The following is a 13506-nucleotide window of genomic DNA, read 5'->3' on the forward strand; positions in this document are numbered from 1 at the left end:
TGCCGATTCCCACGCGATGCTGGTTGCTTCGAGCGCACCCGGGTGGCGCCCCATCGGGCAGGTGGCGTTGCCCTTGCACGTGCACCCCGTCTGCGGCCGCAGCCACCTCGCGTCGGCGACGCTGGAACCATGGCCGGCGCCCGACACGGAGCCGAAGCCGTCAAGGCCGAGGCGTCCCATGCCCTCGATGACGGCCGCCGTCGTGCCGCCGGCGGATCGAGGCCCGCTCTCGGCGGCAGTGCCGGCGCCGTACTCGCCCTTCAACGCAACGCAGGCAACGCTGCTGTTGCTGCGTTGATGGCGGCCAAGGGCAAGGGGCCGAGCGAACGGGCCGTGGTCGAGATCGATGGCGCGCTCAGGGAGATCAAGAAGGACGAGCCGTCCATCGACGTGGTGGAGACGGGTCTCAAACAGGCCAAGTCCCTCGGCGTGCCGGTCGAGCTGGAAGGACCCAAGCCGCCCGCCTCGGCACTCGCGGTGACCAAGACCGGTTTCGGACCGGGCTCGGTGGCGGCGAAGAAGCCGGTGCCGCCGCCCAAGTCGGTCCCGGCAGTCCCGGCTGCGGCCAAGGCCGGCGCCGCGAAGCCGAAGGTGGCCGGCGGCGCTCCCGCAGCCAAGGCCGCTGGCCCCATTCCGGCGAAGGGTGGCGGTGCAGCGGGCGCCGCAGCTCCGGTGCCGATCGCTGCCGACATGCTCCTCCAGCCGCCTGTCGCGCCCGTGGGTACGCGGCCGGAGGAGGATCCGGCGTTCGTACGGGTCACCGGCGGCATGAAGGGCGTGGCGAAGGACAAGAAGTCACACCCGACGGCCGCCTCGAAGGCGCAGGAGGCCCAGGGCGCCGCGCTGGCACCGACCGACGACATCGCCGGCCAGGCCAAAGCGGCCAAGGTCGACAAGATGGACTCCCAGCAGGCCGGGACCTTCGACAAGAAGGCGTTCATCGCGGCGGTCAAGACCGCGATCGAGGCGAAGGCGCCCAAGACCCTGAAAGAGGCCTGTGACCCGTCCGCCAGCAAGGCGGGCGAGGTCAAGGGCGAGGTCAAGGGCATGGTCAGCCAGGGCAAGGACGATGCCGCCCACGAAATCGAAGCGTCGACCGAGGCTGCTCCTGACCAGTCCAAGGCAGTCGCCAAGCCCGTGACGCCAATGTCCCAGGAGAATCCGGGCGCGGCCCCAGCGATCCCCGCAGGCGGCGCGGTGCCCAAGCCGGCACCTGCCGAGCAGACCAACCTCGAAGCGGGCAAGCACCAGGCCGACCAGGAGATGGCCGACGCGAACGTCACCGACGAGCAGCTCGCGAAGTCCAACGAGCCGGAGTTCGAGGGTGCGCTGGCGGACAAGCAGCAGGCCGCCCAGCATGCCAAGACCGCCCCGGCTGAGTACCGCCAGGAGGAGCGGGCCACCCTCGCCCAAGGCCACGAGCAGGCCGAGGCCGACACCAAGGCCGGGGTCGGGGCGATGCAGGGTGCCAAGGGCGCGGCCATGACGAAGTTGATGGCTGCGAAGGGCACGACCAAGTCGAAGGACGAGCAGAAACGCGCCGAGGTCACCACCAAGATCCAGGGCATCTTCACCGCCACCGAGGCGGACGTGAAGAAGACTCTCGAGGGCATCGACCCGAAGGTGGATGCGGCGTTCGAGAAGGGCGAGGCCGGAGCCAAGCAGGCGTTCGAGTCGTACGTCTCGGCCAAGATGTCGGCGTACAAGGCGGATCGGTACAGCGGTTGGCTGGGCGGCCTGCGCTGGGCCAAGGACAAGTTGCTCGGAATGCCCGACAAGGTCAACGAGTTCTACGCGGCCGGCCGCGAGATCTACCTCAAGCAGATGGACGGCGTGATCGCCAATGTCGCCGACATCGTGGGCAACGACCTGAAGGCTGCCAAGGAGCGGATCGCCAAGGGACGCGGTGAGATCGCCGCGTACGTCAAGACTCTGTCCCCGGACCTGCGGAAGGTCGGCTCGGAGGCGGCCAAGGAGATCGGCGACAAATTCGAGCAGCTCGAGTCGGACGTCGACAACAAGCAGAACGAGGTCGTCGAGTCGCTCGCGACCAAGTACGTCGAAGCGCGCAAGGGCCTCGACGAGCGGATCGAGGCACTCCAGGCCGAGAACAAGGGCCTGGTCGACAAGGCGATCGGCGCCATCAAGGCAGTCATCAACACCATCCGCGAACTGGTCGCGATGCTGAAGAACACCCTGGCCCGCGCTGCCGCCGCGATCGGCGACATCATCAAGGACCCGATCGGATTCCTCGGCAACCTGATCGGCGCCATCAAGGGCGGCATCAACAAGTTCTTCGCCAACATCGGCACCCACCTCAAGAAGGGGTTGATGGGTTGGCTGTTCGGCCAGCTCGGCGAGGCCGGCATCGAGATCCCCGACACCTTCGACGTCAAGGGCATCATCAAGCTCCTCGCGTCGATCTTCGGCCTCACCTGGGCCAACATCCGCAACCGGATCGTCAAGCAGATCGGCGAGAAGGCGATGGCGGCGGTCGAGAAGGGCGTCGACATCTTCCAGAAGATCGCCAGCGGCGGCATCGGCGCGATCTGGGAGATGTTGGTCGAGAAGCTCGGCGACATCAAGAACATGATCATGGAGCAGATCCAGGACTTCGTGATCACCAAGATCATCACCGCCGGCATCACCTGGCTGGTCTCACTGCTCAACCCGGCCGCCGCGTTCATCAAGGCCTGCAAGCTGATCTACGACGTGGTCATGTTCTTCGTCAACAACGCCGCCCGGATCATGAAGTTCGTCAACACCGTCATCGACGGAGTCGTCGACATCGCCAAGGGCAACGTGTCCTCGGTGGTCAACAAGATCGAAGACGCGCTCGGCCAGATGGTGCCGATCCTGATCGGCTTCATCGCCAGCGTGCTCGGCATCGGCGGCATCGGCGAGAAGATCAAGTCGATCATCCAGGCCATCCAGAAGCCCTTCAACAAAGCGATCGACTTCGTGATCAAGACCGGCCTCAAGCTCGCCGGCCCGGTCATCCGCGGCCTGAAGGGGATCGGCGCGAAGGTCAAGGGCAAGGTCGCCGCCGGCAAGGCATGGGTCAAGGGCAAGGCAGCCGCCGGCAAGAACTGGGTCAAGGACAAAGCGGCGGCCGCCGGTGCGGGACTGAAGAAGCTCAAGGACCGGATGCTCGGCATCACCTTCCGGCAGGAGTTCGACGCGGACGGCGAGAAGCACTCGGTCTACTCCAAGAAGGGCGCCCCCAACGTCCTTTACACGGCCTCCACCCCCACCCCGAGCGCGACCGCCGCGCCGACACCCACAGTCAAGGACATCGACCGCCAGTACCGCGCGACGATCGACGACTACGTGGCGACGGTGAAGCGGATCGAGACCGATCCGACTGCCAAGGGTCGGGCGGAAGCGTTGAAGACCCGAGCCGACCAGCTCTTTCACCAGTTGGTCGACGCGACCAGGGCCCACTTCACCACCAAGGCTGGCGGGACCAAGGGGAAGGATCCAGGCAAGAGCGCGCCCGGAATAAGTCCGCCCACCATCGGCAAGCACGGCGCGAAGCCGCCCAGCAACCGCGGCGGACACTGGCTGCACTGGACCGAGTCCGAGCACGTGATCCCCTTCGCGGTGGGCAAGCAGGTCTGGGCGGCACTGGAGCAGTACATGCCGTGGCGCGGTTCGCGAGCGGACAACCATCAGACGACGATCATGATTTACGAGCGGGCCGCCCGCATCAAGACATCGGCCGACAATGCGATGAGCTCCACGGTCAAGAAGTTGCTGCTCAACTCCGGCTTGATCGAACGCATCCGCCGAGGCCGGACCACGGGAGCGGTCGGACTCTCTGACGCGGATGCCACGGATGCGATCGCCCAGATCCAGGGCGCGGTGGACTACGCCCGCAAGGACGCTGTCGGCCGCACCAACCGCGCCATCCAGGACGAGAACCAGATGACCGAGCCCGGCAAGAGCAAGACCAACAGCCAGCGCCGCGGCAACGAGCCACCGAGCCCCGGACCTGCGGCCGTTGCCGCCGCAGCGCAGCAGCAGTTCGACGACATCATGCGGCTGGTGCGCGAGGAGGTCCTGCACGAAACCGGCGTCAAGGCGAAAGCCGAGCGGATCATGAACAAGCCGCCGACCCCGCGATGATCCCGACGTCGTCGCGACCAACCGATGAGTCGCCGCGCGCGCACCGGTCTGTCCTGCCATGAGCATTGCGAGCAGCCACATCCAGCCCTGTCTGTGGTTCGACGACACCCTCGAGGAAGCCGCGCGCTTCTACACCGGCATCTTCCCCAACTCCTCGATCGGACACCTGAGCCGCTACTCCGAGGGCAGTCCCGGCGAGCCCGGCACGGTGATGGCCGGCGAGTTCACTCTCGACGGGATGACCTTCCGCGGCATCAACGGAGGACCGGCGTTCCCGTTCACCGAGGCGGTCTCGTTCTCGGTCACGTGCCGCGACCAGTCCGAGGTCGACTACTACTGGGACTCCCTGGTCGACGGCGGCCAGGAGTCGGTGTGCGGCTGGCTCAAGGACCGCTACGGCCTGTCCTGGCAGATCGTCCCGGCGCGGCTCTACGAACTGGTGACCGACCCCGACCCGGCTCGCGCAGCCGCCGCGACGCAGGCGATGCTCGGCATGCGCCGGATCATCGTGACCGATCTGGAGGCGGCCGTCGACGCCGCCGTACGACGTCCGTCGGCAGGGTGACTCAACACACAGCGCGCGGACGGACTGGACGCGACTAGCCTCATCGTTGTCCTTCAACGAACGTGGACCCAGACTGGGCCGCGAGTCCGAAGAAAGCGAGCTCGACGATGAGCAGCACCCCCGAAGAAACCGCTCCGTACGGCGGCGCCCCCGCAGCCACCGCGGCAGCTCCGGCCACCGGTCCGGCGCCGATCAAGCGGATCCGTACCCACCACGTGCGCGAGATGAAGCAGCGCGGCGAGCGGATCTCCATGCTGACCAGCTACGACCAGGTGACGGCACAGATCTTCGACGAGGCCGGGATCGAACTCCTGCTCGTCGGCGACAGCGCCTCCAACAACGTCCTCGGCAACTCGACGTCGCTGCCGATCACGGTCGATGAACTGATCCCGCTGACCCGCGCCGTGAGCCGCTCGGTCTCCCGCGCGATGGTCGTCGGGGACCTCCCCTTCGGCTCGTACCAGGCCTCGCCCGAGCAGGGCTATCTCACCGCTGTCCGCTTCATGAAGGAGGGCGGCGCGCACTGCGTGAAGCTCGAGGGCGGCGTCGAGATGGCTCCCCAGATCGAGAAGATGGTCAAGGGTGGCATCCCCGTGATGGCCCACATCGGCTTCACCCCTCAGTCCGAACACACCCTCGGCGGCTACCGCGTCCAGGGCCGTGGCGAGGCGGCCGAGCGCGTCCTGCGCGATGCTCTCGCCGTCCAGGAGGCCGGCGCGTTCGCCGTCGTCATGGAGATGGTGCCCGGTGACGTGGCTGCCGAGATCACCCAGAAGCTCGAGATCTCCACCATCGGCATCGGTGCCGGCAACCAGTGCGACGGCCAGGTGCTGGTGTGGCAGGACGCCTTCGGCCTGCGCACCGGCAAACTCCCCCGCTTCGTCAAGCAGTACGCCGACGTCCGCTCCGTGCTGCTCGACGCCGCCCGCGCCTACGACTCCGAGGTCAAGTCGAGCGCGTTCCCCGCGCCCGAGCACACCTTCTGACAGAGTTGGGTGGGTGAGAGTGACCCATAGGTCACCCTCACCCACCCAACTCAGGCGGCAGGAACGCCAAGCAGCCGGAGATCGCGGGCCACGCGATCCGGCTCGTCGCGAAGTTCCCTCGCCGTGCAACGCACGACCACCCGGTTCGGTGAGGTGAGAGCGCGCTGACGAGCAAGGTCGTCCTCCCAGTTCTCCACGTCCATGTGGAACGCGCCGTCCACCTCGAGCACCAGGATCCGGCCGTCGGCGAGCAGCCACTCGCAGTCGGTGAAGCGCAGCCGGCCCGAGGAGTCCCTTCTCCTGACCTGCCGCACCGGCGGAGCCAGCCCGAACCGTTTGCACATCCGCCTCACGTCGATCTCCGCGACCGAATGCGCGCCGCCCGCAATTTCCCGGATCACGCGCCGGAACCGATCAGCACCGCGAAGCGGTCGCATCCGGTCGACCCATTCGAGCAGTTGGTCTGGTGAGGTCAGCCTCTGCTGGACCGTGGCCGCGAGCACGCCCTCGGCCGTTCTGGCCGAACGCTGCGCAGACGCGAACCGAAGCACCGCTGGCTCGACCCGACACATGGGCAGACCAGCAACTGACCGCTTCCAGTCCGTGAGCGGCCGGCGGGATCGCACGAACACCGTCCCCGGATGCCCAGCGCCGACGTCGGCACTGTGCGGAACGAGGATCGTCACGTCGTCGCGGTGCCAGTTCCGCAGACCAGCGACCTCCGCTGCCGTGAGGTCGCCCACCAATGCGTCCGGACCACCGTGCAGCACCCCGAGCCACATGAGTTGCTCCCGCGACAACTCCCCTGTCGTCGTGCCGATCACGGTCGGCGTGTGATCGACCCACCGCCCGGTGTCGATGCGGTGACGAACGGCCCAGCGGTCGATGCCGTGCTCAGCGAGTTGAGCACGCGTCAGCAGACCACCCTGCGTCAGCGCACGTCGCTTCCAGTCCTCCCGAGACATGCAGGCCAGCCTGCCGGAAGCCCGGACACCTGCGCGCGCTCCTCCACAGCCCTGAGTTGGGTGGGTGAGGGTGACCCAGGGGTCACTCTCACCCACCCAACTCGGAGGTCAGGGGTCAGGCGAGTCCGCGCCGAGCGAGCAACGGCTCGATCGGGGCGGGCCTGCCGCGCCATTCCTCGTAGGACTCGAGCGGGTCGCGGGTGCCGCCGATGCCGATCACGTGGCGGCAGTAGCGGTCACCGTTCTCGCGGGTGAGGCCGCCGTTGTCCTTGAACCAGGCGACGGTGTCGGCGTCGAGCAACTCGCTCCAGATGTAGGAGTAGTACGCGGACGCGTAGCCCGAGCTGAAGCTGTGGGCGAAGTACGACGTCGCGTACCGCGGCGGCACCGCGGTGTTGTCCAGCCCGACGGCCGCCAGCGCCTGCTCTTCGAAGGTGAGCACAGCGGCGGGGTCGGTGGGGACGTCCTCGGGTGCGAGCTCGTGCCAGGCGAGGTCGAGGAGTGCTGCGGCGAGGTACTCGCTGGTCGCGAACCCCTCGTTGAAGGTCTCCGCAGCCTTGATCCGCTCGACGACGTCGGCCGGGATGGGCTCGCCGGTCTCGTGGTGCACGGCGTAGTTGGCGAGCACCTCGGGCCACAGGATCCACATCTCGTTGACCTGGGACGGGTATTCGACGAAGTCGCGGAAGACCGCGGTGCCGGAGAACTTCGGGTAGGTGGCGCGCGCCAGCAGGCCGTGAAGCGCGTGGCCGAACTCGTGGAACAGGGTGCGGGTCTCGTCCCAGGTGAGCAGCGTGGCCTCACCGGCAGCCGGCTTCGGGACGTTCAGGTTGTTGACGACCACGGCCGTGTCGACGCCCAGGAGCTCGGACTGGCTGACGAAACTGCTCATCCACGCCCCGCCACGCTTGGAGTCGCGGGTGTAGAGGTCGAGCAGGTAGAGGCCGATCGGATTGCCGTCCTGGCTGACCTCGAACACCCGGACCTCGGGGTGGTAGCCCTGCAGGTCGGTGCGTTCGGCGAAGGTCAGCCCGTACAACCGCTCGGCGGCGAAGAAGACCCCGTCCTGCAGGACCCGCTCGGCCTCGAACCACGGACGCAGCGCGGCCAGGTCGACGTCGTACTGAGCGGAACGCACCTTCTCGGCGTAGAACGCCCAGTCGGCTGCTTCGACCGGGAAGCCCGCCTGTGCGGAGAGCGCGTCCTGTTCGCTGCGCGCATTGCGGGCGGCGGGCGCGGCCAGTCGTTCGAGGAGGGACCGCACCGCCTTGGGCGTACCTGCGGTGTTGTCCGCCGTCACCACGGCGGCGTGGTTGTCGAAGCCGAGCAACTGCGCGCGCTCGGCGCGCAACCGGAGGATGTCGAGGGCGATCGAGCGGGTGTCGTGGTCGCCGCCGCGACTCCCCCGCGTCCGCTGCGCCGCGGACAACCGGCGGCGCACGTCGCGATCGGTGAGGGCCGCCAGATGGGGGTGGGCGGTCGGCAGCACGAGGGTGAGCAGGTACTTCCCCGACAGGCCCCGGGTGTCCGCGGCGGCAGCGGCCGCGGAGATCTCACCGGGCGTCAGGCCGTCGAGGTCGGCAACGTCGTCGATCACGACGGCCAGGTCGTTGCTGTCGGCCTGGAGGGCGAGCTCGAACGCCGTCTCCTTGCTGGAGATGTCCTCGTTCAGCACACGCAGCCGCTGCTTCTCGTCCTCGCCCAGAGCAGCGCCGGCAAGGCGGAACTCGATGACATACCGTTCGACAAGGTACGACGCCTCGGGCTCGAGCGTGCTGCGCTGCCCGTCCACGACCTGCAACCGGGCCCAGAGATCGGCGTCGAGGAGGATCGCGTCACTGTGGGCCGCCAGGCGCGGGGCGAACTCCGCACGCACGGCGTCGACTGCCGGGCTGGAGTCGGCGCTGGCCTTGTTCGAGAAGACGCGCAGCACCCGGGTGAGGGCGATCCCGCTGCGCTCCAGCGGCACCAGGGTGTTGTCGAAGGTGGCCGGCTCCGGGTTGCCCGTGATGGCCGCGATCGCCGCGATCTGATCGGCCATGGCGACTTCGAGCGCCGGCCCGTAGTCGTCGTCGGAGATCTCCGCGAAGCGTGGCAGCTGGTGCGGGAGGTCACTGGATCCAAGAAGTGCGTCCGAGGTCACGGGCCCACTCTAGGCCTGTGGCACGATCCCGACATGCACGCCGAGGATCAGCACGTCCGCTCGCGGAAGAACCTCAAGCACCAGAGGGTCTCCCGCGTCGAAGTCGAAGGGCCCGTCTGGTTCATGGCCCCGACCGTGACCAAGACCGCGCTGCGGATCGGTGCGTTCAGCTACCTGGTCGGCGGCGTCATCGACTTCTGCTCGGAGATCGGCCGCTACTGCTCCGTGGCTGCCGGCGTGCGGATCGGCGAGCCCGACCACCCGACCGACTGGATGTCCACGTCTCCGTTCCAGTACGACGTCGGGCGGTTCGGGTGGCATCCGGACGCCGCCGAAGGGATCCCGGTCAAGGCCCATGGCTTCCCCCGCGGACCGGCCGTCATCGGCAACGACGTGTGGATCGGGGCCAATGCCGTGATCCTGCGCGGTGTCACGATCGGGGACGGTGCCGTCGTGGCGGCGGGCGCCGTCGTGACGAAGGACGTGCCGTCGTACGCCATCGTGGGTGGGGTACCTGCCCGGGTGCTGCGCCCGCGCTTCGACGAGGACCTGATTGCCGAGCTCCTCGACGTCCAGTGGTGGCGGTTCAGTCCCAACCAGCTGGCCGGCCTGCCGTACGACGACCCGCGGGCCGCCGTCACCGAACTGCGCCGGCGCATCGCCGACGAGGGCCTGACGCCGTACGACGGCGAGTGGCGCGTCTACGAGGCGGACTCCGAACCGTCACCGCCACCTGCAGCAGCGCAGCGCCCGCAACGGCGCTGGCGGTCCGTCGCTCGACGGGCCTGATCAGGGAGTCGGCGCGGCAGCCTCGACGGCCGGCTCTGTGGTCGGCTCGGGACTCGGCGCCGGAGGTTCCTCCTGCGCAAGTTCCCGGTCGGCCGAGGCCGTCGGCTCCTGCGTGGGCTCGGGTGCCGGCTCCGGAGCGGGTTCCGGTGCGGGCGGGTCAACGGGTTCCGGCTCCGGCTCGGGCTCGGTGGACGGCGCCGGTTCGTTGGGCTCCTCCGAGGGCGGGTCAACAGGGTCGCCCGGGTCGCTCGGGTCGACCGTTCCGTCAGCGCCGTCGTCACCCGGGTCGGCGGGCGGCGGTGTGGCCTCCTCGCCCGCGGGTTCCTCACTCGACGGCGCCGGCTGGGTCGACCCGTTGGGGGCCGCCGCACGCGCAGGGCGGGCACAGTCGCAGATCTCGGTGAGGTTCTCGGGAATCGGAATGGTGCCCGGGAAGGGCAGGAAAACCGGCACGGTCGCCATCTCGACGGCGTACACGGCCGACAACTCGACCACGGTCGCGGCGAAGCCCGGCGTGTTGTGGAAGGCCGTCAACGCCTTGTGCAAGGTCTTCTCGTCAGCCAGGTCCCGGCCGCCGGCGCACAGCACCACGGCCGCCGCCAGCGAAGCATCGTCCACGTCCTGCGGATTGCGTACGTCGTCGGTGTCCGCATCGACTGCCACGGCAGCCCACGTGGCCGGCATCAGTCCGAACGGCCCGACGGGCGCGTCCCACCGAAGGTCGCGGTCGAGCTTGCCTGCGTCGGTGTCATCGACGGTTCCGCGGCCACCCTTGCCGTCGAGGGGCTGCCCCACGAGCGCCGGAGTGACCAGTCCACTCACGTCGACCTTGTGCGTCCCGTCCTCGCCCAGTCCGTGATTGGACTCGATCCGCGCGATGGCGGCGAGGGTCAGCCAGTCCAGGTGGCAGTCGGCGGTGAGATTGATGATGGCGGCTGCACGCTGATAGGCGGCCGACGTACCCAGCGGGGCGTCCAGCAGCGCACCCGGGTACCGCGCGGCGAGCGGCGCGCGTCGTACCAGGGCAATCGGTTCCACGAAGGCCGGAGCGGGCTCGACGGCGGCCGGGATCTGGACTTCCACCGCAGGCACCGACGCGGTCGGCCCGGCCGGGGCGGCGGCAGGAGAGGTGTCGTCCGAGGTGATCCGGCTGACCAGACTGGTCTGTGACAGGACGACGGCCAGTACGACAATCAGGACGGCTGCGAGCGTCGCAGCCGTGACGCGCCCTGGCCACCGCGACGCACGATGACGGCGCCGCTGGATGAGCCTGGTGGCGACCCCCATTGTCACCCTCCTCAGTCCGGTCGGAGTTCACCAGTGTTCGCCTGTCGGCGCCGATGTGCACGCGATTCCGGGATATCTGCCCCTTCAAGCAGCGATCTTTACCCTTCGGTCCCCTCGGCGCCGTGTCAGGGGCATCGCCCGTCCACCTTCCGCCACCGGATGAGAAGATGCGCGCGTGGCTGAACTGACCTTCCGAACCGGAACCATGGACGCCGGGAAGTCGACCCTTGCGCTGCAGACCAATCACAACCACGCCGCGCGCGGCCGGATCGGGCGGTTGTTCACGTCCCACGACCGGGCGGGGGCCGCGAAGGTCTCCTCCCGACTCGGCCTGACGGCCGACGCCCTCGAGGTCGAGCCTGCGTTCGACTTCTGGCGCTACACCGTCGATGCGCTGACCCAGGGCGCCCGGATCGACTACTTCATCTGTGACGAGGCGCAGTTCTACACCTCCGAGCAGGTCGACCAGCTCGCCAAGATCGTCGACGAACTGCAGATCGACGTCTTCTGCTTCGGGATCCTCACCGACTTCCGCACCCGGCTGTTCCCCGGATCGGCACGCCTGGTCGAGATCGCCGATCGCACCGAGGTGCTGCAGGTCGAAGCCCTGTGCTGGTGCGGCCGACGGGCAACGCACAACGCTCGCACCGAGAACGGCGTGATGGTGACCGAGGGTGAGGTCATCGTCGTCGGCGACGTCGAGGGCGACACCCCGACGCACGTGCACGACGACCTGGATGTCGCCTATGAGGTGCTGTGCCGCCAGCACCACCGGCGCGGACTGACCGCAGCGCGGGCGCGGGCCGTGAGCCTCTCCCCCGAGCCGCTGCCGTTCCTCTAGTCCAGAAGGACCGGGATGAGCATCTCGTCCGGCGTGAGCGATCCGTGCATGCCGATCAGCTTGGACTCATAGGGGAATCCCTCGGTCGACAGCACGGCGAAGTCACCCCGGCACGCGACGACCACGTCGCCGATACGCGGCAGGACCGACGGATCCACGGGCCCGAACCAGCCACGCGTGATCGCCTCACCGCGCGTCATCACCTCCGCCCGTTCGCCCAGGACCGATCGCCAGGTGTCGACGACATCGGGGACCGCGCCGCCCTTGCAGTACAGGTGACGGAAACGCGCCTCACCGCCGACGATGGCCACGCCCGAACGAAGGTCGTCGTCGTGGTTCACGTCGATGCGTTCGGTGCTGGGTACGTCGACCATGCCGTGGTCGGCGATGATGAGGAGTCGGCGGTCGCGCGGGAGCGCGTCGCGCAACTGTTCGGCCTCGTGGTCGATCATCGCCAACTGCTGGAGCCACTGGCTCGACGCGACGCCCCAGCGGTGGCCGGTCCAGTCGAGGTCACCGTCGTAGACATAGGTCAGGGCGGGCTGCCGCGGCGCGGGACGGGAAGCGGCCACGACGGCTGCTATCCGTTCGCCGACCCGGTCAACCCCCACGTAGTCGGCGCCGCGGTGAGCAGCGACGGTCAGGCCGCTGCCGTCGAACTCGCGCTTGTTGACGACGGTGACCCGCACGCCGGCGTACTGCAGTGACGTGAACGCGGTCTGGTGGGGCTGCCACTGGGTCGGATCGACGTCACCGTCCCAGATCAGGGCGTTGAGGAGTTCGTTGGTGCCGGGGATCCGGGTGGTGAAGCCGACGAGGCCGTGCGCGCCGGGCGTCAGCCCGGTGCCCAGCGACGTCAGCGACGTCGAGGTCGTCGAGGGCACGCCCGCCGTCATCGGCGAGGAGCCCGCCAGCAGCGAGGAGAGGTACGGCGCCGCGTGGGCGTAGCGCTCGAGCAACCGGGCGCCGAGTCCGTCGATGAGGAACACGACGTACGACGCCGCGTCCGGAAGGGTCAGGCCGGTCGGGGCCGGTCCGAGCGGACTGCCGAGCGCGTGGGCTGCAGCAGGCACGACGTCGCCCAGGGAGCGGACGCCGTACGCGGGTTCGCAGAAACCGCTCACGCCCGTCTGCTCCACGACCATGTCGGTCAGCCCCGGGTCAACGCGGAGAGCGACGCGGCGAAGGACAGGAGCCCCTCGACCGCGTCCTTGCCGTCGGCGGCGGCCGACACCCGCAGCGAGAAGTCATCGGAGGAGAGGCTCCCGGTGTAGCCGTGGTCGGCGTCGCACTGCGGGTCCGCGCAACCGGCCGGTTCGAGGTCGAGTCGGCTCACCGCGCCCCAGCCGATCGTGAGCACGGCCTCGGCCGGCGGCGTGGGTCCTGCGGTCGGGTTGGTCGTCATCCGGGTCACCACGACCGATGCGACGGCGCGCAGGCTGACGGCTTCGGTGGACGTCGACGTGTACGGCTCGGGCAGCAGGTCGTCGCCGGCGTGCTCGTCGGTGTGCGCCAGGATCAGCCGGGTCGGGGTGAGGACGACGACCGTCTGGTGGCGGCGGACCTCGTCGCGCTCGAAGGTCGGCTCGTGGTGCACGTAGTACGACACGACCACTTCGCCACCGAGCGCGCCGGTCACGGCGTCGGCAACAACCTCCGGGTAGTAGCCGGTGCGGTCGATCGCCGTGTGGAGATCGGTGATCCGGTCCTGTTCGTCGCCACCGCGAAGACGTGCATTCGGCATGCACGCATCCTCGCACGGCCCGCGGACGGCCCTCGGACGGCCCGCGCGGCAGCGCGGC

At 68.8% G+C, this 13506-nt stretch carries 9 protein-coding genes and 1 pseudogene; 5 read left to right on the forward strand and 5 right to left on the reverse strand.

The window, feature by feature from the left end:
• Positions 1-129 precede the first annotated feature (129 nt).
• The 3 genes from HRC28_RS18030 (at position 130) to panB (ending at position 5679) form a co-directional block, all read left to right on the forward strand.
• On the forward strand, positions 130-4128 hold the full coding sequence (locus HRC28_RS18030) for a hypothetical protein (protein ID WP_182376819.1): 3999 nt from the start codon (positions 130-132) through the stop codon (positions 4126-4128).
• Positions 4129-4186: 58 nt separating this feature from the next.
• Positions 4187-4693 carry a VOC family protein gene (locus HRC28_RS18035; protein ID WP_182376820.1) on the forward strand — a complete coding sequence of 169 codons (507 nt, stop codon included), beginning with the start codon at positions 4187-4189 and terminating at the stop codon, positions 4691-4693.
• Between the two features lie 107 nt (positions 4694-4800).
• Positions 4801-5679 (forward strand): 3-methyl-2-oxobutanoate hydroxymethyltransferase, encoded by an 879-nt coding sequence (panB, locus tag HRC28_RS18040; protein ID WP_182376821.1) that lies wholly within the window; start codon positions 4801-4803, stop codon positions 5677-5679.
• A gap of 50 nt (positions 5680-5729) precedes the next feature.
• Here panB and HRC28_RS18045 read toward each other — a convergent pair whose 3' ends face one another.
• Complete coding sequence (locus HRC28_RS18045; protein ID WP_182376822.1) at positions 5730-6644, reverse strand: hypothetical protein; 915 nt, start codon at positions 6642-6644, stop codon at positions 5730-5732.
• A 115-nt stretch (positions 6645-6759) separates the two neighbouring features.
• Positions 6760-8787 (reverse strand): M3 family metallopeptidase, encoded by a 2028-nt coding sequence (locus HRC28_RS18050; RefSeq protein WP_202033108.1) that lies wholly within the window; start codon positions 8785-8787, stop codon positions 6760-6762.
• 378 nt (positions 8788-9165) lie between these two features.
• Here HRC28_RS18050 and HRC28_RS25755 point away from each other — a divergent pair.
• Positions 9166-9369 (forward strand): annotated as a pseudogene (locus tag HRC28_RS25755) (DapH/DapD/GlmU-related protein); the annotation flags it as partial.
• Positions 9370-9576: 207 nt separating this feature from the next.
• Here the strand turns inward: HRC28_RS25755 and HRC28_RS18060 are convergent.
• Positions 9577-10863: a hypothetical protein gene (locus HRC28_RS18060; protein WP_182376823.1), complete on the reverse strand. Its 1287-nt coding sequence runs from the start codon at positions 10861-10863 to the stop codon at positions 9577-9579.
• Positions 10864-11038: 175 nt separating this feature from the next.
• Here HRC28_RS18060 and HRC28_RS18065 point away from each other — a divergent pair, with 175 nt between their 5' ends.
• Positions 11039-11704, forward strand: a complete 666-nt coding sequence (locus HRC28_RS18065) for a thymidine kinase (protein ID WP_182376824.1) — start codon at positions 11039-11041, stop codon at positions 11702-11704.
• Here HRC28_RS18065 and HRC28_RS18070 read toward each other — a convergent pair.
• Together HRC28_RS18070 and HRC28_RS18075 are read right to left on the reverse strand one after the other, a co-directional pair.
• A complete protein-coding gene (locus HRC28_RS18070; RefSeq protein WP_182376825.1) occupies positions 11701-12828 on the reverse strand; it encodes a nucleotide pyrophosphatase/phosphodiesterase family protein in 1128 nt (375 codons plus the stop codon). The two genes, HRC28_RS18065 and HRC28_RS18070, sit on opposite strands and share 4 nt — an antisense overlap.
• 26 nt (positions 12829-12854) lie before the next feature.
• The gene (locus tag HRC28_RS18075; protein WP_182376826.1) at positions 12855-13448 is read right to left on the reverse strand and encodes a DUF5998 family protein; all 594 of its coding nucleotides are present in this window, start codon (positions 13446-13448) and stop codon (positions 12855-12857) included.
• Between the last annotated feature and the right edge of the window lie 58 nt (positions 13449-13506).

The sequence above is a fragment of the Nocardioides sp. WS12 genome (assembly GCF_014108865.1).
Lineage (GTDB): Bacteria > Actinomycetota > Actinomycetes > Propionibacteriales > Nocardioidaceae > Nocardioides.

Bases quoted from the DNA above. Each gene is read 5' to 3' on its own strand.
- HRC28_RS18075 (WP_182376826.1), bottom strand. From the start codon at position 13,448: ATGCCGAATGCACGTCTTCGCGGTGGCGACGAACAGGACCGGATCACC.
- panB (WP_182376821.1), top strand. From the start codon at position 4,801: ATGAGCAGCACCCCCGAAGAAACCGCTCCGTACGGCGGCGCCCCCGCA.
- HRC28_RS18060 (WP_182376823.1), bottom strand. From the start codon at position 10,863: ATGGGGGTCGCCACCAGGCTCATCCAGCGGCGCCGTCATCGTGCGTCG.
- HRC28_RS18030 (WP_182376819.1), top strand. From the start codon at position 130: ATGGCCGGCGCCCGACACGGAGCCGAAGCCGTCAAGGCCGAGGCGTCC.
- HRC28_RS18045 (WP_182376822.1), bottom strand. From the start codon at position 6,644: ATGTCTCGGGAGGACTGGAAGCGACGTGCGCTGACGCAGGGTGGTCTG.
- HRC28_RS18035 (WP_182376820.1), top strand. From the start codon at position 4,187: ATGAGCATTGCGAGCAGCCACATCCAGCCCTGTCTGTGGTTCGACGAC.